The sequence below is a fragment of the Komagataeibacter melaceti genome (genome assembly GCF_003403295.1).
Classification (GTDB): domain Bacteria; phylum Pseudomonadota; class Alphaproteobacteria; order Acetobacterales; family Acetobacteraceae; genus Komagataeibacter; species Komagataeibacter melaceti.
In genome coordinates this window covers 22,705-44,962 of record NZ_QUWV01000084.1, presented here as the reverse complement: position 1 = coordinate 44,962, position 22,258 = coordinate 22,705, and the positions used below count along the sequence as shown (strand labels likewise).

The following is a 22,258-nucleotide window of genomic DNA, read 5'->3' as shown; positions in this document are numbered from 1 at the left end:
AGCTGGCCAGCCCGGCAGTCATGCCGGGCGGCGCGCAGGCCCGTCAGCCCAGTCTGGCGAGGCGCTCGATCTCCTCCTTCAGGCGGAGTTTTTCAAGCTTGAGCCTGCGGATGGTGACTTCGTCCGGCATGGGGCGGCGGTCTTCATCAAAAATGCGGGCGTCGAGCCGTGCATGGCGATTTTTCAGGCTGTTGATACGCGCTTCATAAGACATGGAACCCTCCAGCGTCTCTGTTACGACCCAGACAGGCTAGACCAGACCGCCCGGCGAATTCCATGCTAAAATTGCAGGCCATGGGGTTCGTGCCGGGCGTCTCGTCTTTTGCGGCGGATATGCTTAGGATAGCGAACGCCCACCTAACAGATGAGCCGCCATGCTGACAGATCGGGATACCCTCCTTCGCAAGCTGCACGAACTGCGCAGCGAACATCGTGACCTTGATACGGTCATCAACCGCATGGCGTTGCAGATAACGGACCAGTTGCAACTGCAACGGCTGAAAAAGCGCAAGCTCCTGCTGAAGGACGAGATCACATGGCTGGAAAGCCGCCTGATCCCGGACAGCATCGCCTGAATACCTGACGAGAGTACGTTACCGTGAGCCACCCCCCCGTTCCGCCCACCGGCACGCAGGCCCCGCGTGTCGGGATGATCATGGGCAGCCAGTCCGACTGGGAAACCATGCGCCACGCCGCCGCCGTGCTGGAGGCGCTGGATATCGCGCATGAAATCCGCATCGTCTCGGCCCACCGCACGCCGGACCGGCTGGCGGAATATGCCAAGACCGCGCAGGGGCGCGGGCTGTCGGTCATCATCGCGGGCGCTGGCGGGGCCGCGCACCTGCCGGGCATGTGCGCGGCATGGACCGCGCTGCCGGTACTGGGCGTGCCGGTGGAATCCCATGCACTCAAGGGCATGGACAGCCTGCTGTCGATCGTGCAGATGCCCGGCGGCATCCCGGTCGGCACGCTGGCCATTGGCAAGGCGGGGGCCACCAACGCGGCCCTGCTGGCGGCATCCATCCTGGCCCTGTCCGACCCCGCGCTGGGCGCACGGCTGGCAGCATGGCGTGAACGCCAGAGCGCATCGGTAGCGCAGGAACCGACCCGATGAGCGCACTGGCCCCCGGCGCGGTGCTGGGTATTGTCGGGGGTGGGCAGCTTGGCCGCATGTCCGCCATTGCCGCAGCGCGTCTGGGCTATCGCGCCCATATCCTGACACAGGATGCCGATGGCCCGGCGGCGCAGGTGGCGCATGCCCTCACCCTTGGCCGCTATGACGACCATGACGCCCTGCGCCGGTTTGCCGATGCGGTGGATGTCATTACCTTCGAATTCGAAAATATCAGCGCCGATGGGCTGGACCTGCTCTCCAGCATCCGGCCCGTCCACCCCGCCGGGCGTATCCTGCGCATAAGCCAGGACCGCATTGCAGAAAAAACCTTCATGGCGGAGGCGGGCATCCCGGTCGCCCCATGGCTGGCGGTGCATGAGCGCGCCGATCTGGACCGGGCGGCCGAAGCGCTGGGCTATCCTTTCATCCTCAAGACCACGCGCCTTGGCTATGATGGCAAGGGTCAGGCCCGCATCCATGATGCTGACGGTCTGGCCGCCGCCTTTGACACCCTGCGCCCCCACCCGCTGGTGGCCGAGGGGATGGTGCATTTCGCCTGTGAAATCAGCGTGATGGTCGCACGCAACGCGCAGGGGGATGTCAGCACCTTTGACGTGACGGAAAACCGCCACAGCAACGGGATTCTGGACATAAGCTTCGCCCCCGCCCGCATCCCGCCCGACCTTGCCGCGCAGGCGCGTGATCTGGCCCGGCGCATTGCGGTGGCGCTCGACCTGATCGGGATACTGGGTGTCGAGATGTTCGTGGACCGTGACGGGAGCCTGCGGGTAAACGAAATTGCCCCCCGCCCCCATAATTCCGGCCACTGGACCATGAATGCCTGCCCGGTTGACCAGTTCGAGATGCATGTGCGCGCCGTGACCGGCCTGCCCCTGCCGCCCGCCATCCGCCACAGTGATGCGGTGATGAAGAACCTGATCGGGCCGGATGACATGGCGCTGTGGCCACGGATCATGGCCACACCGCGCCTGCTGGCCCACCATTATGGCAAGGCGGAAGCCCGGCCCGGCCGCAAGATGGGCCATGTGAACGTGCTGTTCCCGCAAGGTGGCCTGCCGGGCGAATTCGGGGTCGAGGCCGCCCTTGGCCCGCTGGGCGGGACTAGGTAATCAGCCCCATATCGCGGAAGCTGCACGTCCGGCCATTGCCCACGATGATATGGTCATGCACCGCGACGTGCATGAGCGTACCAAGCTGGACGATGCGCATGGTCATCTCGATATCAGCGCCTGATGGCTCGGGCCGCCCCGCCGGGTGGTTATGGGCCAGCACCAGCCCGCTGGCCCCGAGCGCCAGCGCACGGCGCATGATCTCGCGCGGATAGACGGGTGAATGGTTGACCGTGCCGGTGCCCATCAGGTCATCGGCCAGAAGGCGGAACGCGCCATCCACGAACAGCACGCGGAACTGCTCGACCACCTCATGGCCCATGCTGGCCTGCAGATAGGCCATAAGCCCCGCCCGCCCGGACAGCACATCCGTGCGCCGCACCCGGCTACGGTACAGCCGCAACGCCGCCTCGCGCACAACGGCCAGCATGGGGGGCAGCATGGTCTCCCCTCCGGCCACCTCGTCCACACTCCCCACATGCGCCGACAGGGCCATACCTGCTGAGCCAAATCGCGCCAGCAGGCTGGCCGCAAGGCGATCCGGCGCGGGATGGGTGGTATCGAGCGTGAGGATCATGTCGCGCAGGAAGGCGAGGTCATCGGCATGGCTCGGGCCGGGAGCGGCGGACGCGGATGGGCCTGAGTGCGTCCCTTTATCGGGCAAAATGAAGACTTCCCAACAATTTCAGCACAAAATCCGCCCTGATGGTGCATGATGGCGGCAGGACTAGGAGCTTATGAACCTGCATGCTGTTTCAGAAATCCCATACCGTACTCTTTGATCTGGACGGAACCATCGTTCGTTCGCGCGATGGCATTGTGGACTCCATCCATGCCCTGCTGCGTGATCTCGGGCATGAACCTGATATGTCGATAGACCTGACATGGGTGGTCGGGCCGCCGCTGGAAGAACTGATCGGCCATGTGCTGGCCCATTATGGCGATGACCGGGTGCAGGAAGCCATGGCGCTTTACCGCAAGCACTACGAATCGGCGGGCATGCACAAGACCCCGGTATTCGATCATATACGCCACGTGATCGAAACCCTGTCAGCCGAGGGGGTGCGCCTGTTCGTGGCCACATCCAAGCCCCGGCACCTTGCACGCAAGATCCTGCACCTGCGCGATCTGGTCCATTTTTTCGATGGCCTGTCCGGCGCGCGCGCGGATGACAGCGGCGCGGAAAAACCGGAACTGATCGCCGCCCTGCTGCGTGAACACAACATCCGCCGTGAAGACGCGCTCATGATCGGGGACCGCCGACATGACATAAGCGGCGCGCATGCCAACCACGTCCGCGCGCTGGGCGTGCTGTGGGGCTATGGCTCGCGTGAGGAACTGGTCGAGGCGGGCGCCGATGCACTGGTCAGCCAACCCTCCGAACTGCTTGAGGCCATCCGCCAGCAGTTCGCTGCCGCCGACGCCCATCCCCACCGCTAAGGACGACCTGAAAAAACCATACGGAAACTCCTGATAATGCCGTCTTCCTGAAAAAAGGGGGCACCGAGAGTTTCTGTTATTTTCAGTCCCCTATGCCGTAATCACGGCGCGCATGCTGACCGTCGTGCCCCCGCCACGCACAAGGCAATCCTGCAGGGCCAGCCCCAGCAGCCGGGCATGGGCGTGCAGCATGCGCAGGAAACGCAGGTCGCCCACGCAGCCCTGCGCCGGTGGTGGCTGCGCGCCCATGTCCCGCACGGCGATAAGGGAGACGGCATGCAGTTCCAGCGCGCGCGCCAGCACGGTGCGGCACATTTCTGCTGCCGGACCGGCCGGGACCATTTCATCGGCCAGCATATGGCGCGCGGAATCGAGATAGAAGACCCGCACCCCGTCCCGGTCGGGACAGGGCGCGCCATCACAATGGGCCAGCAGCGCCGCAACATCCGTAACGATTACCTGCCCCCGTGGGTCGGCATGGCTCAGCCGTGACGCGACGCGGGCCGGGCAGAACAGCACTGCCACTCCGCGCGGTCCCAGCCCTGCCGCCCGCAGGGCCGCAGGCGGGGCATCCAGCACGGCTTCCAGACTGCCGAAATGCGCCAGCAGCGCCTTGGCCTGGGGCTTGGTGTCCCGCCGTGGCACGGCGGCGAACAGCAGTACCTCCAGCAGTTCGTAATCGGCCAGGGAGTGCGCGCCCGCCATGCGGATGCGCCTGCGCATGCGCGCGCGATGTCCGCCCGGACCGGTTGCTGCCGCAGTTTTCATGCCTGTTGCCCGTCATGCCGCATGTTTTCTCCCGCCCCCGTCATGGCCACAAGTGATAGCATTGGTTCCCACGCGGTGGGACTGGTATAGAAGGTAGCGTGATGGACAGCCTTATCCCCACCGGCCCGGAGCCGGACTACCTCAATCGCCTCAATCCCGAACAGCGGGCCGCCATCGAGACCACGGATGGCCCGCTGCTGGTCCTGGCCGGTGCGGGCACCGGCAAGACACGGGTCCTGACCACGCGGTTCGCCCATATCCTGCTGTCAGGCCGCGCGCGCCCGAACCAGATACTTGCCGTGACCTTTACCAACAAGGCCGCGCGCGAAATGCGTGAACGTGTCGGCGCGCTGCTGGGCGAACCGGCAGAAGGGCTGTGGCTGGGCACGTTCCACGCCCTGTGCGCGCGCATGCTGCGCCGCCACGCGGAATATGTCGGGCTGACCAGCGGCTTCACCATCCTTGATACCGATGACCAGCTCCGCCTGCTCAAGCAGGTGCTTGAACCCTACCGCATCGACACCAAGCGCTGGCCGCCGCAGGCGATCCTGGGGGTGATCCAGCGCTGGAAGGATCGGGGCCTCATGCCCGATTCCATCACCGCCGCCGAGGACACGGACTTCGCCAACGGGCGCTGCGCGGAAATCTATGCCGACTACCAGTCGCGCCTGAAGCAGATAAATGCCTGTGATTTTGGCGACCTCATGCTGCACATGACGGAAATCATGCGCCGCCACCCGGATGTGCTGGCACAGTATCACCGTTTCTTCCGCTACATCCTGGTGGACGAATATCAGGACACCAACACCATCCAGTACCTGTGGCTGCGGCTGCTGGCCCACCGGCAGGGACAGCCCGCCAATATCTGCTGCGTGGGGGATGATGACCAGTCGATCTATTCATGGCGCGGGGCGGAGGTGGAAAACATCCTGCGCTTCGAGCGTGATTTTCCCGGCGCGCATGTGGTGCGGCTGGAACGCAATTACCGCTCCACCCGGCAGATACTGGGCGCTGCCTCCGGCCTGATCGCGCATAACGAGGGGCGGCTGGGCAAGACGCTGCACCCCGGCCGCGAGGATGCCGAGGGCGAGAAGGTACGCGTCATTTCCGTGCAGGATTCGGATGATGAAGCCCGCATGGTCGGCGCCGAGATCGAGCGCCTGCGCGGTGACGGCCATGCCATGTCCGAGATCGCGATACTGGTGCGCGCGGGCTTCCAGACCCGCGCGTTCGAGGAACGCCTGATCACCCTCGGCCTGCCCTACCGCGTGGTGGGCGGCCTGCGCTTTTACGAACGCGCCGAAATACGGGACGCCATTGCGTATATGCGCGTGGTCAACCAGCCATCGGACGATCTGGCCTTTGAACGGATCATCAACGTGCCGCGCCGGGGCGTGGGCACCACGGGGCTGCAAAAGATACATGTCCACGCCCGCGCGCGCGAAATCCCGCTGACCGCCGCCGTGCTGGACCTGCTGGCAACGGGTGAGATCAGGGGCCGGGCGAAGGAGCAACTGGCCGCGCTCATGCAGACACTAGCCGCCACGCGCGCGATGCTGGGGCGCGAGGGGCATGTCGTCGCCATTGACCAGTTGCTTGAAGAGTCCGGCTATATCGCGATGTGGAAGGCCGACAAATCCCCCGATGCGCCGGGCAGGCTGGAAAACCTGAAGGAACTGGTCCGCTCGCTTGCGGATTATGAAAACCTCGGCGGGTTCCTTGAGCATGTCGCTCTTGTCATGGATACGGAAGACAAGGCCGGTCAGGACAGTCTGAGCATCATGACGCTGCACGGCGCGAAGGGGCTGGAATTCGACACCGTGTTCCTGCCCGGATGGGAGGAAGGGGTCTTCCCCTCCCAGCGCACGCTTGACGAAGGCGGGCTGAAAGGGCTGGAGGAGGAACGCCGCCTTGCCTATGTCGGCATTACGCGCGCGCGCCGCAGGGCCATCATAAGCCATGCGGGCAACCGGCTTATTTACGGAAGCTGGCAGTCCGCCATTCCCAGCCGCTTTATTGAGGAACTGCCCGCCGAGCATATCGAGACCATGGGCGATACCTCGAACAGCCGCCGCAGTTTCCTTGGTCGTCCCTCCGTATTTGGCGCGACACCCTTCCCGCTTGTCGCCAGCCGCCGGGTGCATGATGTCACGCCGCCTGCGGCAACCACACCGGGCATGAAGGTGGGGGTACGTGTATTCCACCAGAAATTCGGCTACGGCACCATTACCGCGGTCGAGGGCAACCGGCTGGAAATCGCGTTTGAAAAAGCAGGCCCCAAGCGGGTGATCGATACATTTGTTGAGCAGGTATAAATGAGCCTTTCCCCCCGGCGTCACGCCACAGAACTGGAAACCATATCGGTCACTGTCCCGCCTGATGCGGTCGAGCCCTATGAATCCGCCCTGTCCACCGTCTGCACCACCATCGGCATTTTCGAGGTGGATGACAGCCAGACGCTGTGGCGCGTGGAAGGGGTGAAGGACACCGGCAGCGGCGAGGACGAACTGCGCGCGGCCCTGATCCTTGCGGCGCTGACCAGCGGCGTGGATGCCGAACTTGAACGCAGCCACACGGAATCCGAAGGGTGGCTGGCCCGCACCTATGAATCCTTTCCCGAACAGCTTGCGGGCCGGCGCTTCGCCATCCGTGGCACGCATCTGGAACATGAGCGCCGCCCGCAGCGCATCACCATCACGCTGGATGCGGGCGTGGCCTTCGGCTCAGGCGAGCACGGGTCCACGCGCGGCTGCCTGCGCGCGCTGGAAATGATCGCCTATCGCAAGCCCCGCCGTATCCTTGACCTGGGCTGTGGCTCGGGCATCCTGGCCATGGCCGCCGCCGCCCTGCTGCATACGCCCGTGCTGGCGACCGATATCGACCCGTGGTCGGTGCGCGTGACCCGGCGCAACGCCGCCATGAACGGCCTGTCCACGCTGGTGGACTGTCACCTCGGCAATGGCTGGGCCACACCCGCCATCCGCCACCACGCGCCCTATGACCTTGTATTCGCCAACATCCTTGCCCGCCCGCTATGTGGCATGGCGGTCGATCTGGCGCGCAACCTCATGCCCGGCGGCACCGCCATCCTTGCGGGGCTGCTGAACACGCAGGTCCGCATGGTGCTTGCCGCCCACAGGCCACATGGGCTCGTGCTGGAACGCCACCTGCGTGAAGGGGACTGGGCGACGCTGATCCTGCGCAAGCCCCATGGCTGAACGCCCTGCGCTGCTGATACGTGACGCGACCGACGCCGATATTCCGGCCATTGTCGAGATCGTCAATCACGCCATCCGCAACAGCACCTCCATGTGGGAAACGCACGAGACCACCGTGGCCGTACGGCTGGACTGGCTGCACAGCAGTCAGGCCAGCGGCTACCCGGTCATGGTGGCGGAAATGCCCGATGGCAGCGTGGCGGGATACTGTAGCTGGAAAATGTTCCGCCCGTTTTCTGGCTATATCCACACGGTCGAACACTCCGTCTATATCGCCCCGGCCTACAAGCGGCAGGGCATTGGCAGCGCGCTGCTTCAGGCCCTGTGCGACCGGGCCAAGGCGGAGCATGTGCATGTAATGGTGGCGGGCATTACCTCCACCAATGTCGCCTCGCGCCTGCTGCATGAACGCTTCGGTTTCCAGCATGGCGGGCTGATACCCGAATGCGGCATCAAATTCGGCCGGTGGATGGACCTCCTGTTCCTGTACCGCATCATATCGCACACCTGATTTCCCCCTCCCCCCGACAAAGGAAGCACCATGTCCCAGGCCTCGAACCGCCTTGACGCACTGCGCGCAACCCTGAAGCAGATGGGGGTGGATGGCTTCATCCTGCCGCGCGGGGATGAGCATCTGGGGGAATATGTCGCCCCCTGTGCGGAGCGTCTGGCGTGGCTGACCGGCTTTACCGGCAGCGCGGGCATGGCGGCGGTGCTGCCCGACCACGCCGCCGTCTTTTCCGACGGGCGCTACATCACCCAGATGGACCAGCAGGTAGATGCGGCGGCATGGGAACGCCTGCACCTGCGCGAGACCCCGCCGCCCACATGGCTGGCCACGCATGGCGCCACCATGCGAATCGGCTACGACCCGCGCCTGATCAGTGAAAGCGCGCTACGCCCCTTTGTCGATGCCGGGCTGGACCTGCACGCCCTGCCCGCCAACCCGGTGGACCGGATCTGGACCGACCGCCCCGCGCCGCCGTGCACGCCCTGCGTGCCGCAGCCGGTGCAATGGGCCGGGCAGGACAGTCACGCCAAGCGCGCGCACATTGCCGAAGACCTGCGCAATGCTGGCGAGGCCGCCGTGGTGCTGAGCGATCCGGCCTCCATCGCATGGCTGCTGAACATCCGCGGGCAGGACGTGCCCTACACCCCGCTCAGCCTGTGCTTCGCCATCGTGCATGACAATGCCCGTGTCACCCTGCTGATCGCACCCGACAAGGTGAGCGGGGAAACGCGTGACTGGCTGGGACAGGACACGACCATCCAGCCACCAGAAGCGCTGGAGGACGCCCTGCGCGCACTGGCCCCCGCCCGCGTGCGGGTGGACCCGGCCAGCAACGCCCTGTGGTTCATCCAGATACTGGAAGATGCGGGGGCGACCGTCATACGCAAGGGCGATCCCTGCCTGCTGCCCAAGGCGATCAAGAACCCGACCGAGCAGGAAGGCAGCCGCCGCGCCCACCTGCTTGATGGCGTGGCCATATGCCGCTTCCTGCACTGGCTGGATGAAAACGCCACCCGCACGGCGGAGCTTGAGGCCGCCACCCGGCTCGACCAGTTCCGCGCGGCCAGCCCCGACTACCGGGGGGAGAGTTTCCCGGCCATTTCAGGCGCGGGGCCGAACGGGGCCATCATCCACTACCGCGTCATCCCCGAAACCGACCGCGCGCTCCAGCCTGACGAGGTCTATCTGATCGACAGCGGTGGCCAGTATCCCTTTGGCACCACAGACATCACCCGCACCATCTGGACCGGCCCGGGCCAGCCCGGTGATGACGTGCGCGATGCCTTCACCCGTGTGCTGCGCGGGCATATCGCGCTGGCCCGCGCCCGCTTTCCCGAAGGGGTGACCGGCCACGCGCTTGATGCCCTCGCCCGCCATGCCCTGTGGGAGGGCGGGCTGAACTATGACCACGGCACCGGCCACGGCATTGGCAGCTACCTGTCCGTGCATGAAGGCCCGGCCACCATTTCCCCCGTGTTCCGCCCCGTGCCGCTCATGCCCGGCATGATCCTGTCCAATGAGCCGGGCTATTACCGCCCCGGCGCCTTTGGCATCCGGCTGGAGAACCTGCATCTGGTCCAACCTTCCACCATCGGGGAGGCCGGGCGGCAGTTCCTGGAATTCGAGGTACTGACCCTCGCCCCGTTTGACAGGCGGCTGATTGACCCGGCCCGGATGGAGGCCGGCGAGACCGCATGGCTGGACAGCTACCATGCACGGGTTTTTGAACGGATTGCGCCACATCTGGATACACCGGCGCGGATATGGCTCAGGGCGGCCTGTGCGCCATTGCACGCCGGATAATGTGACTGCAAAACAATGACCGCACCCCGGTGGCCCGATTGTCACATGTGCTTCCGGGGCCTAGGACTTTTAACCAGTTCCGACGGGGCACCCGGCAACGAACCGGGTAAGCCAAGCCGGTGGGCATGCTGAAACGCTTTTCAGTAGCAAGCACAAAGGGAGACGTTCGAGAATGTCTGCAGAAAAAACAATTCCCGCTACCCTGATTCCCGGTGATGGAATCGGGCCTGAAATTGTCCAGTCCGTTGTTGAAATCCTGGATACGGTCGGTGCTCCCTTCAAATGGGAAAAGGCACTTGGTGGTGTCTCGGCGCTCGATGCCACGGGCAGCCCGCTGCCCAAGGAAACGATCGACAGCATCCGTCGCACCGGTCTTGCGCTGAAAGGCCCGCTGACCACCCCCGTGGGCGGTGGCTTCAAGTCCATCAACGTCACACTGCGTCAGGAGTTCGGCCTGTTCGCAAATGTGCGCCCCACCAAGACCGTCGTGCCCGGTGGCCGGTTCGAGAACATCGACCTCGTCATCTTCCGCGAGAACCTGGAAGGGTACTACGCGGCGATGGAAAACTACATCGCGGTTGGTGAAGACCCCAAGGGCATCGCCATGGGTGCGGGCTACACCTCCCGCGCGGAATGTAACCGCATCGTGCGCTATGCCTTTGAATACGCGGTCAAGAACAACCGCAAGCGCGTAACGCTGGTGCACAAGGCCAACATCCTGAAGCTGCTGACCGGCCTGTTCCTGGAAGAAGGCCGCAAGGTCGCCAAGGAATACGAAGGCCGCGTGGAAATGAACGAGCGCATTGTCGATGCCTGCGCCATGCAGCTCGTGACCAACCCCTGGCAGTTCGACTGCATTGTCACCACCAACCTGTTTGGTGACATCCTGTCCGACCTGACGGCGGGCCTGGTTGGCGGTCTTGGTCTGGCGCCGGGTGCCAATATTGGTGAAAAGGCAGCCGTGTTCGAAGCCGTGCATGGTTCCGCCCCCGACATTGCGGGCCAGAACAAGGCCAACCCGACCGCCCTGCTGCTGGCGGCGAACATGATGCTGAAGCATGTGGGCCGTCAGGATCTGGCCACCCGCATCGACAGCGCCATCGAGAAGGTCATCACCTCGGGCGCCGTGCGCACGGGCGATCTGGGCGGCAAGGCCAGCACGACCGACCTGACGGCAGCGCTCAAGCAGGCGCTGGTCTGATCCGGTCTTCCCCCGCTGGCGGCCAGCCCGCCGCGGGGGAGACAAAAAAAGGGCCGTGGCATTTTGTGCCACGGCCCTTTTTTATTGCAGCGGTAAACCCGCCTCAGCTTCCCCGATAGGTGGAAAACCCGTAGGGCGAGACCAGAAGCGGCACATGGTAATGCCCCCCCTTCCCGTCCGCACCGGCCTGCGCCACGCCGAAGGCGATCGGCACGATGTCCAGAAACGGCGGGTCGGACAGGGCCACGTCACGCGCACGGAAATAGTCCGCCACCGCGAATTCCAGCCGGTAGGCCCCCGGCTGCATCTCCCCCATATGCTGGCTGAGTTCCGGGCAGCGGCCATCGACGTTGGTTACGCCACGGAACAGGCTCTCCTGCCCCTGCCACAGGCTTATGGCCATGCCTACCGCAGGCTTGCCCGATACGAGGTCAAGGACATGGGTGGACAGGGTACTCATGGCTCTTGCTCCATCCGCTCGAGCACATCCATCAGGCGGAGTGCCGCGATCTTGTTGATTTCAGCCAGGGCGGCCTGCTGCTCTGCCTCGGGCGTGTTTTCCAGCCGGGTCCGCATCCCGTTCAGGATGCCGTCCTTGTCGGAACGCCGCACGCAGATGATGAACGGAATGCCGAATTTGGCGGCATAGGCATCATTCAGGGCGCGGAAGCGGGCGAACTCATCCGGGGTAAGCCGGTCCAGCCCGGCAGAGGCCTGCTCGGCGGCAGAAGCCGATGTCAGTGTCGGGTCCACCCCCATGCGCTGAGCAAGTTCCGGGTGGGCACGGATCAGCGCCAGCTTCTCCGCGTCCTCCGCCTGCTCAAGCTCATGGCGCATGGCCGCGAGCATGGCCTGCTCATCGGCAAAGGGGCCATGGGCATGCGCGCGCTGCGCCACCCATGGGGAGTGCTCGTACAGTGAGCCAAACAGTTCGACAAACCGCACGGGGGAGAGCGTGTTGACGCGCCCGATCACATCACTCATGCCGGATGCACCTCCAGCCAGTGGCGCGCGATATCCAGCCTTGTCGCAACCCAGACCTTTTCACGCCCGGCAATATAGTCAAGGAAACGCGCCACCGCCCGCGCACGGCCCGGACGGCCCGCCACGCGGCAGTGCAGGCCAACCGACATCATGCGCGGCTTTTCCGCCCCTTCCTCATACAATGTGTCGAAGGTATCGCGCAGGTAGTTGAAGAACTGCTCCCCTTCGGTAAAGCCGTTCAGGGCGACAAAGCGCATGTCGTTCACGTCCAGCGTGTACGGCACGATCAGTTGCGCGCGGCCATTGCTGCGGTCGTAATAGGGCAGGTCATCGGCATAGGAATCGGCGTCATAGACAAAGCCGCCTTCCTCCGCGATCAGCCGGGCGGTGTTGGGGCTGGTGCGCCCCTGGTACCAGCCAAGCGGGCGCGATCCGGTCAGTTCCGTATGCAGCGCGATACATTCCTGAATATGGGCGCGCTCCACCGCTTCAGGCACATGCTGATAATCAATCCAGCGCAGCCCGTGGGAGGCGATCTCCCATCCGGCTTCCTTCATCGCCGCGACAGCCGCCGGGTTGCGCGCCATGGCGGCGGCCACCCCGAAAACCGTAAGCGGCTGCGAACGCGCGGTAAAGATACGGTGCAGGCGCCAGAACCCGGCGCGTGAGCCGTATTCATACAGGCTTTCCATCGCAATCGCGCGCGCACCGGGAATGGACTGCGCGCCGATCATTTCCGACAGGAAGGCTTCCGACCCGCGATCCCCATGCAGAACCGAATTCTCGGCCCCCTCCTCGTAATTGATGACGAACTGCACGGCAATCCGCGCGCCGCCGGGCCATTTCGCATCCGGCGGGTTGCCCGCATAGCCTACAAGATCGCGCGGATAGACACCTGCATCAGACATGACGGCATGATCTCCCGTTCTTATGCGTTATAGGCGGCAAGGGCGGCGTCCACGCCGCTGCCGGCGGCAAAGCTATGCCCCTCATGCCGCAGCACAGCTTCCAGCGCCCCGAGCGTGAGCAGGACCTTGTGCTTCTCGGCATTGTAGCCCATCGCGCCAATGCGCCAGATCTTGCCCTGCAGCGGGCCGAATGCGCTGCCGATCTCGATTTCGAAATCCTCACGCATGCGGTTACGCACGCGCTCGCCATCAACACTTTCGGGAATGTACACGCCGGTCACGTTGGTCATGCGGTGTTCATCACTGCCAAACAGTTCCAGCCCCATGGCGCGCAGCCCGGCGCACATGGCGCGGGATGCGCTGGCATGGCGGGCGAAGCGGGCTTCCAGCCCCTCTTCCACCATCACGCGCGCAGCCTCACGCGCGGCGTAGAGCATGCTGGTGGCCTCGGTATGGTGGTTGAGGCGCTTTTCGGACCAGTAATCCATGATCATGGCCAGATCGAAATAGTTGGACGGAATGCGCGCCCGCACGCCATCGGTCGTGTCGCTGCCACGAATACCGGCCTCGACATGGCGGCGCGCCATGATGTGCTCGGCCGCACGGTCGGAAATGGTGATGGGCGCGGAGCCCGGCGGGCCGCCCATGCACTTCTGCAGGCCACCGCTGACCACGTCCACGCCCCAGCGGTCTGTTGCAACCGCCATGCCACCCAGTGTGGCCGTCGCATCGACATAGGACAGCACATCGTATTTGCGACACAGCGCGCCCACGCCATCGAGCGGCTGCGCCATGGTGGTGGAGGTATCACCATGGATGCAGGCCAGCACGCGGGGGCGATGGGTCACGATCGCCTCCTCGATCTGCTCCAGTGTCGCGACCTCGCCCCACGGGATGTCCACCGTCGCGATATCCGCACCGATCCGCGTTGCGATTTCGGACAGCAGCAGCCCGAAACGGCCCGCACGCACGATCAGCAGCTTCATCCCCGGCTCGACCAGCGAGACGAGTGCAGCCTCGATCCCGGCGCGCGCCGTGCCGTCCACCAGAAAGGTCCAGCGGTTATCGGTCATGAACACCTGACGGTAGAGTTCCATCGTCTGGTTCATGTAGGTGGTCATTTCCGGGTCAAACTGCCCAAGCATGTCGGCCGCCATGGCCCGCAGCACGCGCGGGTGCGCGTTGACCGGCCCGGGCCCCATCAGCAGCCGGGCGGGAGGGTTGATCTGGCCAAAAAATGTCTGGGTCATCCGAAACGTCTTTCAAAAAGTCCGATGAAGGTCGTCATGGCCCGCAGGGCCTGCTCTGTATCCGCATCCGTTACGGATTCGGCGGGGTTATGGCTGATCCCCCCCGCGCAGCGTATGAACAGCATGGAAACCGGGGCCAGATGCGCCATGATCATGGCGTCATGCCCCGCCCCGCTGACCAGCAGCCGCGCGGGCGCGCCGCTGACATCACTCACGGCCTGTTCCATGAGTTCGGTCAGCACGGGATCGCACGGCGTGGCGTCGAGATCCTGCTGCAGGGAGATGTCAACTTCCAGCTCACGCGCTGCCGCGACCTGCCGGATCGCGGCAAGGATGTCATGCGCCGCACGGTCGCGCACGGCGTTGGTTCCGGCACGGACATCAACGGTGAACACCACCTCGCCCGGTACGACATTCGCCGCACCCGGCGTAACATGCAGCGAGCCCACCGTGGCCACAAGTCCGTCCGTGCCCGCGCGGGCAATGCGTTCGGCGGCGAGGATGACCTCGGCCGCACCGGCCAGCGCGTCACGCCGCAGGGGCATCGCCACGGTTCCGGCATGGCCCGCCATGCCGCGGTACGTCACACGGTAGCGGTGCTGCGCGGCAATGGCGCTGACCACGCCCAGGGCACGGCCTTCCGATTCCAGCACCGGCCCCTGTTCGATATGGGCCTCGACATAGGCCAGAACTGGATCGCCCTTGCGCGACGCCATGTGCATCCGCCCGGCATCCAGCCCGAATTCCTGCAATGCGGTAGCCAGCGTGGCGGTTTCCGCCCAGTCGGCCATATCCGGGTCAGGTGCTTCCAGCACGCCTGCCACGGCATGCGATGTCAGCATGCCCGAGGGGAAGCGCGAGCCTTCCTCATCCCCGAAGCCGATGACTTCCAGCGCGAAGGGAAAGCGCTTTCCCGCCTGCGCGAAATGGGCCACCGCCTCGATCCCGAGGATGACACCCAGCATGCCGTCAAAAAAACCGCCATCGCGCACGCTGTCGATATGCGATCCGATCAGCAGCACCGGGGCATCGGGGGTCAGCCCCTCGTAACGGCCGATCAGGTTCCCCGCCGCATCCATGCGCGTGTTCATGCCCGCTTCGACCATCCACGTGGCCAGCAGGTCGCATGTCGCGCGGTAGGAGGAACCCAGATAGGGGCGGAACAGCCCGCCTTCCATCTCGGAATACGGTGCTGCCCCCAGCAGGGCGCAACGTGCCACCGCGCGGTGGCCCGATGGCCGGTCCATATAGCCTTCCTCCCTTACCATGCGGCCACGCATCCATCGCTGCGCGGGTCGCTCGCCCCTTCCAGCAGGCCGGATTCATGACGCACCAATGCCCCCGCATGCCCCATCTTGGAGGAGAACGGTTCCACACGTTCCATCTGGTGCCCCGCCGCGCGCATGCGCTCTATGACGGCAGGGTCAAAACGGTCTTCATATTTCAGGCTCACGCTTGTCTCGCCCCATGTGCGGCCCAGCAGCCAGCGCGGCGCGGTGACGGCCTGCTGCAACGGCACGCCGTAACGGGCATAGCGGCTGAAAATGGCGGCCTGCGTCTGTGGCTGGCCCTCGCCACCCATGGTGCCATAGACCATGGTCCGCCCATCGGCAAAGCGGGCGCCTGCGGGGTTGAGCGTATGGAACGGCTTGCGGCCCGGACGCAGGCCATTCCAGCCCTGCGGGTCAAGGCCGAAGCTGGTGCCCCGGTTCTGCCACACGACACCGGTGCGCGGCAGGACGATGCCGGAACCGTATTCAAAATACAGGCTCTGGATCATGCTGACGGCCAGCCCGTCGGAATCAACCACGCCAAGCCAGACCGTATCCCCCGCCTGTGATGGCCACGGCCACGGCGCGGCCTTGCGGGGGTCGATGGCGCTGGCCATGCGGTCGAGCGCCTTGGCGTCATCCAGAATGTCCTGCGCCTGCACGGTCATGTAGGCGGGATCGCCCACATGGGTATCACGGTAGCGGAAAGCCTGCTTGGTCGCCTCGACCAGGCCGTGCAGGTAATCGAAATCATCCGCATGGTCGGCCTTCAGCCGGTCGAACAGCGCCAGAATCAGCAGCGACGCCACGCCTTGGGTGGGCGGGGCCATGTTGTACAGGTCGGCCCCGTGAATACGGGCATGCAGCGCGGGCTGGTGCGTGGCCTTGTGGGCCTGAAGGTCCGCCAGCGTGAGCGGGCTGCCAAGGTCATGCAGGTCGGCGGCGAGTTCACGCGCCACCGCGCCGTGGTAGAAGCTGGACAGCCCCTCATCCGCCAGTTGCCGCAGCGTGTTGGCCAGCCGGGGGTTATGCAGGATGTCACCCGCGCGCGGCAGGCGGCCGCCGGGCATGAACTGGTCACGGAAACCGGGCACATCGCTGAGTTCATCCGCCTTTTCACGGGTGATTTCAGCCGCGCTGGCGGTTACGGGCACGCCCTGTTCGGCATAGTACAGCGCATCACGCAGCACGCGGCCCAGCGGCAGGCCGGGGGCCAGCGCATGGCTCCATGACAGCGCCATGTCCCAGCCCGACACAGTACCCGCCACCGTGTTGGCCGCAAGCGGGCCACGCCACGGAATGGCGTCCAGACCGGCGGCGCGATAGAACCCGGCATCAGCCTTTGCCGCGGCGGCCCCGCAGGCATCTATGGTTTCGACACGCCCGTCAGGCCACATGGTCAGCCAGAACGCATCCCCGCCGATCCCTGTCATGTGCGGATAGACAACCGCCAGCGCCGCCGCCGTGGCCACGGCGGCCTCCAGCGCGGTCCCGCCTGCCTTGAGCACGTCCAGACCGGCCTGGCTGGCCAGATGGTGGGGGGATGTGACCATCCCCCTGCATGAGCGCGGCGTATTCAGCATGGGCTGTCCTTCGCGGCAAATCCTGCAGCCAGTGGCGTGCAGCGTGCAAGGCCCGCGCTCTCGAGTTCACGGGCTACGGCAAACAGGCGGGCCTCGCTGCCCGGCGCGCCGATAAGCTGGATGCCCAGCGGCATCCCCTCCACCGCCAGCGGCGCGGCCAGAACCGGCAGCCCCGTCAGGCTGATCGGCTGGGTGAAGATGCCCAGGTTGGCCCGGGCCGAAACGGTCTTGCCGTCCACGATGATGGAAGGCTGGTCAATGCGCGGCGCGATGCCCACCGTGGTCGGCGCCACCAGCACGTCCGCCTGCGCCAGCGCGGCATGGACCTGCGCGCGGAACCAGCGGCGGAACCTGTGTGCCTGCACGAAGGTGGCGGCGGGCAGCATGGCCCCCGCCATCAGGCGGCCGCGCGTTGCGGGATCGTACTGCATGGCGCGCCGCCGCAGGCGCGGCAGGTGCAGGTTGCCGCCCTCTGCCGCGCTGATCAGGAAGGCCGAGGCCCGCGCACGCGCCACTTCCGGCAGTTCGATCACCCTGTCATGGCCCAGATGGGTCATGACCGCATCAAGGGCCGCAGTCAGTTCCGTGCTGATATTGCTGGCGAACCACCCGCCAAGACGGGCCACGCGCACATCTTCCACCACAGGCAGCGACACAAGCGGCGCATCGGCCATGATGCCGTACACCGCCTGCAGGTCCTCGACCGTGCTGGCCATGGGGCCAACCACGTCAAGGCTCGCCACGAACGGATAGACACCCTGCAGCGGCATCTGCCCGTAGGTTGGCTTCAGCCCCCATACACCGCAGAGCGAGGACGGCACGCGGATGGAGCCATTGGTGTCCGACCCCAGCGTAAACGGCAGCATCCCCGCCGCAACGGAAGCCGCCGACCCGCCGGATGAGCCACCGGCCAGCCGTTCGGGATCATGCGGGTTGCGGGTGGTGCCGTTATGGGTGTTTTCGGTCGAGAAGCCATAGGCGAACTCGTCCATGTTCAGCGTGGCGAGCGGCACGGCGCCCGCCGCGCGCAGCCGGGCCACAACCGTTGCGTCCCGTGCGGCGGGCGGGTTGTCACGCAGCACCAGCGAGCCTGCCGTGGTGACCTCGCCCTGCACGTCGAACAGGTCTTTCACGCCAAAGGGCACGCCCGCCAGCGGGCCGGGGTCCCGGCCTGCCGCGATGGCGCGGTCCACTTCCTCCGCCTGGGCCACGGCGGCGGCGCCCAGAATGCGGGTTACGCTGTTGAAGCGCGTATCACGGACCTCGATATCCGCGATCGCACCGGTCACGACCGATACCGCGCTCCGGCGGCCCGCACGTATCTCGGCCGCCAGGGCCAGCGCCCCGGCCAGAGGGCTCCGGGGTTCGGTCATGGTTCGTACTCATAGGCTGGTTCACAGTCATCGGGCAGCGCAAACCCGCCCAGCAGGTCGGCATAACCCTGCAGCAGCGCCGTGTTTTTTAGCACATCGGGCATGCAGGCCGCCGGGATGGACAGGCCGATCAGCCGCGCCATCTCGGCTACTGGGGGAACCTTGTGGTCATCGTCCCCCGCCACGCCGGAATTACCCGGCGTGGAAGGAGATACGCGTTCTGCGCTGCTCATCTGTTCATTTCCTCCCGAATTATGGATCTAGCCGGGGGGCATCATGCAACAGGCGGATCGAGACTGACCAGTTCCGGCACGTCATAGGACAGCAGACTTTCAAGGTGCTGCTTGCCATCGGCCACGTACAGGTCACGGCCAAGGCCGCGCGCCAGACGTTCCACGCCAAAGCGCATGCCGCTGATGGACGCCCCGGAGAGGCCCATGCTCGGCGTGGCCGAGAACGTGAAGTTGTGGATGTTCGCCAGCATCGGCGCCAGCGGGTCATCCGCACGGCGCGGCAGGAACTGGTAGGAATCACCCAGGTACGGATAGGTCTTCAGCACCGCGCTGTCACACTCCGCCGGGGGTGTGTAACGCTCGCCCCACAGGGCGACGGACGGGGCGAAGGACGCCGTTTCCGGACGCAGCGACAGGTCGGTCGCAAAACCCGTGCCGATGATGACGAAGTCAAAGCGCATTTCACCATCGGGCGAATCAACCACGATCTCATCGCCATCCATCCGCGTGCCCGTCCACGGGCAGCCGGTGCGGAAGGAGAAGGTCTCATGCCGGCGGCAGCGCCAGAACGTGTCCTGCGGCGGCGGCTGGTTCAGCTCGAAAATCCGGCGCATGAAGCCCCAGCGCAGGTCATCCGACAGGGCCGGGTAGTAGGCCAGGAACCCGGTGTTTTCCATCCAGCGATACGGGTTGATGGACGGAATTTCCTTACGGCGCAGGCACAACGTGACACTGCCCGCACCGGCTTCCAGCGCCGTGGCCGCGTTATCGAACGCCGAGGCACCAGCCCCCAGAACACCGATCCGCTTGCCCTTCAGCGCCGCGAAATCAATGTTTTCCGAGGTGTGGGCATAGCGATCACGCGGCAGGCTATCGCGGATGAACTCCGGCACGTACCATGTGCCGCAGCCTTCGATGCCGGTGGCCAGCACCAGCTTGCGGGCATAATGCACATGGGTCGAGCCATCGGGGCGGCGGAAGCTCAGGCGCAGCAGGCCGTCTTCCCACGTCACACCGGTAAATTCGTGGTCGTTGGCGACCGGCAGGTCGAGGATGTCGCGGTACCAGTCAAGGTAGTCCTGCCATTCCTCGCGCGGGATCTTGTCCAGCTTTTCCCATGCTTCGGCGCCATAACGGGCTTCGTACCATGAGCGCGGCGTAAGGGAGGGCACGCCCAGGTCCGGGCCGGTCACGTATTTGGGCGTGCGCAGGGTGATCATGCGTGAGAACGTGATCCACGGCCCCTCGCCCCCCTTGGCGGCGCGGTCGAAAATACGCACGTTCGTTATATTGGTGCGCTTGAGCGCGAATGCGGTGGCAAGCCCGCCCTGTCCCGCGCCGATAATGGCGACGTCCAGAACGCGCTGGCCCTTGTGCTCAAGCTGCGGCGTCCATTCCTTGCGGGGATAACGGATAATGTCCAGGTCACGGCGCACTGCCGCATCCAGTGCTGCGAGCCCGCCGGCAGTTGCCTGCGTAGTGGTGTCCATCTGCGGATCCCCGTCTTATTTATGTGTTACTGATGCAGTCCTGCATGGCGTCCCCCGACGCCATGCGGATTTTCCCCCAACCGCACCATGATGTGTAAATCTAATCAGGTGGGGGGGTGTTTCGTCTAGTATAATGATTTGACCGTTCCGTTGCCTAAAACGCAACGCGCATCAGACAACACGCTCGTCGCCCACGCCCTGTATCCGGCGCAGTTCAAGGCGCAGTTCCTCGATCACCGTCTCCAGCAATGGCGGCAGCCAGCGGGATTCACGCACATAGGCGCCCAGATCGGTCACCGCGCGGGTATCGCGCAGCGGCACGTGCCGCAGCAGTTCCTCCTGCCCCGGCTGCACGCCTATGGCCAGCGGGGACTGGAACGCCAGCCCCACCCCGGCCTGCACCATGCGGTTGGTCAGTTCGATCGACCCGGTATGCAGCACCACGTTAAGCTGGTCCTGCCACGGGCGCAGCATGGGTTCCATCACCCGGTACAGTGACAGGGTGCGCGTGGGCAGGATCAGCCGGTAGGCGATACATTCCTCTATCGTGACGGTGCGCAGCCCCGCCAGCGGGTGATCGGTGCGTACCACCGCCCCCACGGGAAAATGCGCCACCGCCACCCGCCGCAGTTCGGGGTGGAGGGCCAGCGAGAACGCGATGCCCAGATCGACCCGCCCGTCCTGCAAGGCTGAAACGATGGTCTTGGGCGCCCCCACTTCCACATGCAGTTCAACCGAGGGGAAGGCCGCGATGATCCGCCCCAGCAGCGCGGGCAGGAGCTGGCCCGCGATCCCTTCCACCGCCATGATGCGCAGCCGCCCGTCATGCCGGCCGGAGAGTGCGTTGATCTGTTCCTCCGTCCGCGCGGCGTCCTGCATGACGGTCACGATATGGCGGGCCATGATGTTGCCCACCTCCGTCAGGACCATGCCATCGGGCAGGCGGTCGAACAGTGGCGCGCCGATTTCGGCCTCCATCTGCGCAAGCTGGCGCGTCAGGGCCGAAGGCGTGACATTGAGCCGCCGCGCCGCCTCGCGGATGGAACGACATTCCCGCACGGCATTGAAATAGGAAATGCCACGCGCATGCAGGCGCATCATGCGTGGCGTGCGGGCCAGCGGATCACTCATCAGGTCCTGTCACCTCATCTGCATCACCATCAGCCTGCGCATGGTGCAGGAAATGCGTGACGATTTCCGCCGCCACCAGGGCCGCGATCACGGGGGGGCGCTTGTCACGGACCCCCCTGTCCCCTATCGGGCAGGTCATGGTGGCGATACGTTCCTCCGGCAGGCCGATCTGGCGGAAGCCCGCCTCGAACCGGCGGCGCTTGGTCCGTGAGCCGATCAGCCCGACATAACCAAAGTCACCGCGTTCGAGGATGGACGCAACAATCAGGCTGTCAAGTGCATGGCTCTGGGTCAGGACCAGCGCGCCCGATCCCGCCGGGGCGCTGGCCACCAGCCTTTCCCAGTTCCCGTCATCATGCACCATGACGCCGGGGGGAATGACGGGGCCGAATTCCTCCGGCCGCGAATCGCACCATGCCAGCCGCAGCGGCAGGGGCGCGAGCACATGGGCCAGCGCACGGCCCACATGCCCCGCACCAAACAGCAGCAGCAGCGGTTCCTCCATGCGCTGACGTTCCAGCCCGGCCATGATCCGGTCCAGTTCCGCCGCGTCGGGCAGGTCCAGCGTCAGCATGATCTCACCACCGCAGCACTGCCCGGAATTGCCGCCCAGACTTATGCGCAGGTCAACCGCCTGCCCGCCACCGGCCAGCAGTTCACGGGCGCGGTGGATGCCGTTCCATTCCAGTTCCCCCCCGCCAATCGTGCCGGTCAGGGCCGTGGGCGTGACCAGCATGAACGTGCCCGCCTCCCGCGGGGTGGAGCCGCGCGCGGCGGACACGCTGATCCGGGCGATGAGCTGGCCTTCATGCCGCCATCGCTCCAGGTCCGCGCGCATTGTCATGCTCAT

The 22,258-nt window shown here is 65.4% G+C and carries 23 protein-coding genes; 9 read left to right on the top strand and 14 right to left on the bottom strand.

Going from position 1 to position 22,258, the window contains the following annotated elements:
* Positions 1 to 43: 43 nt before the first annotated feature.
* On the bottom strand, positions 44 to 214 hold the full coding sequence (locus DY926_RS10375; RefSeq protein WP_084296497.1) for a YdcH family protein: 171 nt from the start codon (positions 212 to 214) through the stop codon (positions 44 to 46).
* A gap of 160 nt (positions 215 to 374) precedes the next feature.
* Between DY926_RS10375 and DY926_RS10370 the strand changes: the two genes are divergently transcribed.
* The 3 genes from DY926_RS10370 (at position 375) to DY926_RS10360 (ending at position 2,244) form a co-directional block, all read left to right on the top strand.
* Positions 375 to 575 (top strand): DUF465 domain-containing protein, encoded by a 201-nt coding sequence (locus DY926_RS10370; RefSeq protein WP_116703296.1) that lies wholly within the window; start codon positions 375 to 377, stop codon positions 573 to 575.
* A gap of 74 nt (positions 576 to 649) precedes the next feature.
* Entirely contained in the window at positions 650 to 1,114 is a 465-nt protein-coding gene (gene purE / locus DY926_RS10365; protein WP_116703295.1) for a 5-(carboxyamino)imidazole ribonucleotide mutase, read from the top strand.
* On the top strand, positions 1,111 to 2,244 hold the full coding sequence (locus DY926_RS10360; RefSeq protein WP_116703294.1) for a 5-(carboxyamino)imidazole ribonucleotide synthase: 1,134 nt from the start codon (positions 1,111 to 1,113) through the stop codon (positions 2,242 to 2,244). Before purE ends, DY926_RS10360 begins: the two co-directional genes overlap by 4 nt.
* Here the strand turns inward: DY926_RS10360 and DY926_RS10355 are convergent.
* Positions 2,237 to 2,908 (bottom strand): JAB domain-containing protein, encoded by a 672-nt coding sequence (locus tag DY926_RS10355; protein WP_241503161.1) that lies wholly within the window; start codon positions 2,906 to 2,908, stop codon positions 2,237 to 2,239. The two genes, DY926_RS10360 and DY926_RS10355, sit on opposite strands and share 8 nt — an antisense overlap.
* Before the next feature lie 83 nt (positions 2,909 to 2,991).
* Here DY926_RS10355 and DY926_RS10350 point away from each other — a divergent pair, with 83 nt between their 5' ends.
* Positions 2,992 to 3,684, top strand: coding sequence for an HAD hydrolase-like protein (locus DY926_RS10350; protein ID WP_116703292.1), 693 nt, complete (start codon positions 2,992 to 2,994; stop codon positions 3,682 to 3,684).
* A gap of 90 nt (positions 3,685 to 3,774) precedes the next feature.
* Here DY926_RS10350 and DY926_RS10345 read toward each other — a convergent pair whose 3' ends face one another.
* A complete protein-coding gene (locus DY926_RS10345; protein WP_241503160.1) occupies positions 3,775 to 4,452 on the bottom strand; it encodes a JAB domain-containing protein in 678 nt (225 codons plus the stop codon).
* A 101-nt stretch (positions 4,453 to 4,553) separates the two neighbouring features.
* On the opposite strand from DY926_RS10345, the gene DY926_RS10340 reads away from it, so the two are divergent.
* The 5 genes from DY926_RS10340 to DY926_RS10320 all read left to right on the top strand — a co-directional run bounded on the left by DY926_RS10340 (position 4,554) and on the right by DY926_RS10320 (position 11,185).
* On the top strand, positions 4,554 to 6,767 hold the full coding sequence (locus DY926_RS10340; RefSeq protein WP_116703291.1) for an ATP-dependent helicase: 2,214 nt from the start codon (positions 4,554 to 4,556) through the stop codon (positions 6,765 to 6,767).
* On the top strand, positions 6,768 to 7,670 hold the full coding sequence (locus DY926_RS10335) for a 50S ribosomal protein L11 methyltransferase (protein ID WP_116703290.1): 903 nt from the start codon (positions 6,768 to 6,770) through the stop codon (positions 7,668 to 7,670). It abuts the gene before it with no gap.
* A complete protein-coding gene (locus DY926_RS10330; protein ID WP_116703289.1) occupies positions 7,663 to 8,181 on the top strand; it encodes a GNAT family N-acetyltransferase in 519 nt (172 codons plus the stop codon). Before DY926_RS10335 ends, DY926_RS10330 begins: the two co-directional genes overlap by 8 nt.
* Before the next feature lie 30 nt (positions 8,182 to 8,211).
* Entirely contained in the window at positions 8,212 to 9,984 is a 1,773-nt protein-coding gene (locus DY926_RS10325) for an aminopeptidase P family protein (protein WP_116703288.1), read from the top strand.
* Between the two features lie 172 nt (positions 9,985 to 10,156).
* Positions 10,157 to 11,185: an isocitrate/isopropylmalate dehydrogenase family protein gene (locus DY926_RS10320; protein WP_116703287.1), complete on the top strand. Its 1,029-nt coding sequence runs from the start codon at positions 10,157 to 10,159 to the stop codon at positions 11,183 to 11,185.
* Between the two features lie 103 nt (positions 11,186 to 11,288).
* Here DY926_RS10320 and uraH read toward each other — a convergent pair whose 3' ends face one another.
* From uraH to xdhC, 11 genes are all read right to left on the bottom strand, one after another.
* Positions 11,289 to 11,645: a hydroxyisourate hydrolase gene (gene uraH / locus DY926_RS10315; protein ID WP_116703286.1), complete on the bottom strand. Its 357-nt coding sequence runs from the start codon at positions 11,643 to 11,645 to the stop codon at positions 11,289 to 11,291.
* Positions 11,642 to 12,169, bottom strand: a complete 528-nt coding sequence (uraD, locus tag DY926_RS10310) for a 2-oxo-4-hydroxy-4-carboxy-5-ureidoimidazoline decarboxylase (RefSeq protein ID WP_186336139.1) — start codon at positions 12,167 to 12,169, stop codon at positions 11,642 to 11,644. Before uraD ends, uraH begins: the two co-directional genes overlap by 4 nt.
* Positions 12,166 to 13,077, bottom strand: coding sequence for an allantoinase PuuE (gene puuE / locus DY926_RS10305; protein WP_116703285.1), 912 nt, complete (start codon positions 13,075 to 13,077; stop codon positions 12,166 to 12,168). The genes uraD and puuE overlap by 4 nt, the downstream gene beginning before the upstream one ends.
* Before the next feature lie 20 nt (positions 13,078 to 13,097).
* Complete coding sequence (locus DY926_RS10300; protein WP_116703284.1) at positions 13,098 to 14,327, bottom strand: pyridoxal-phosphate-dependent aminotransferase family protein; 1,230 nt, start codon at positions 14,325 to 14,327, stop codon at positions 13,098 to 13,100.
* A complete protein-coding gene (locus DY926_RS10295; protein ID WP_116703306.1) occupies positions 14,324 to 15,595 on the bottom strand; it encodes an allantoate amidohydrolase in 1,272 nt (423 codons plus the stop codon). Before DY926_RS10295 ends, DY926_RS10300 begins: the two co-directional genes overlap by 4 nt.
* Positions 15,589 to 17,181: a gamma-glutamyltransferase family protein gene (locus DY926_RS10290; protein ID WP_116703283.1), complete on the bottom strand. Its 1,593-nt coding sequence runs from the start codon at positions 17,179 to 17,181 to the stop codon at positions 15,589 to 15,591. Before DY926_RS10290 ends, DY926_RS10295 begins: the two co-directional genes overlap by 7 nt.
* Positions 17,175 to 18,554, bottom strand: a complete 1,380-nt coding sequence (locus DY926_RS10285; RefSeq protein ID WP_116703282.1) for an AtzE family amidohydrolase — start codon at positions 18,552 to 18,554, stop codon at positions 17,175 to 17,177. The genes DY926_RS10290 and DY926_RS10285 overlap by 7 nt, the downstream gene beginning before the upstream one ends.
* A complete protein-coding gene (locus DY926_RS10280; RefSeq protein ID WP_116703281.1) occupies positions 18,551 to 18,787 on the bottom strand; it encodes a DUF4089 domain-containing protein in 237 nt (78 codons plus the stop codon). Before DY926_RS10280 ends, DY926_RS10285 begins: the two co-directional genes overlap by 4 nt.
* A 41-nt stretch (positions 18,788 to 18,828) precedes the next feature.
* Positions 18,829 to 20,277, bottom strand: a complete 1,449-nt coding sequence (locus DY926_RS10275) for a SidA/IucD/PvdA family monooxygenase (protein WP_116703280.1) — start codon at positions 20,275 to 20,277, stop codon at positions 18,829 to 18,831.
* Between the two features lie 171 nt (positions 20,278 to 20,448).
* Positions 20,449 to 21,408 carry a LysR family transcriptional regulator gene (locus DY926_RS10270; RefSeq protein WP_116703279.1) on the bottom strand — a complete coding sequence of 320 codons (960 nt, stop codon included), beginning with the start codon at positions 21,406 to 21,408 and terminating at the stop codon, positions 20,449 to 20,451.
* Positions 21,401 to 22,258 (bottom strand): xanthine dehydrogenase accessory protein XdhC, encoded by an 858-nt coding sequence (gene xdhC, locus DY926_RS10265; RefSeq protein ID WP_116703278.1) that lies wholly within the window; start codon positions 22,256 to 22,258, stop codon positions 21,401 to 21,403. The genes DY926_RS10270 and xdhC overlap by 8 nt, the downstream gene beginning before the upstream one ends.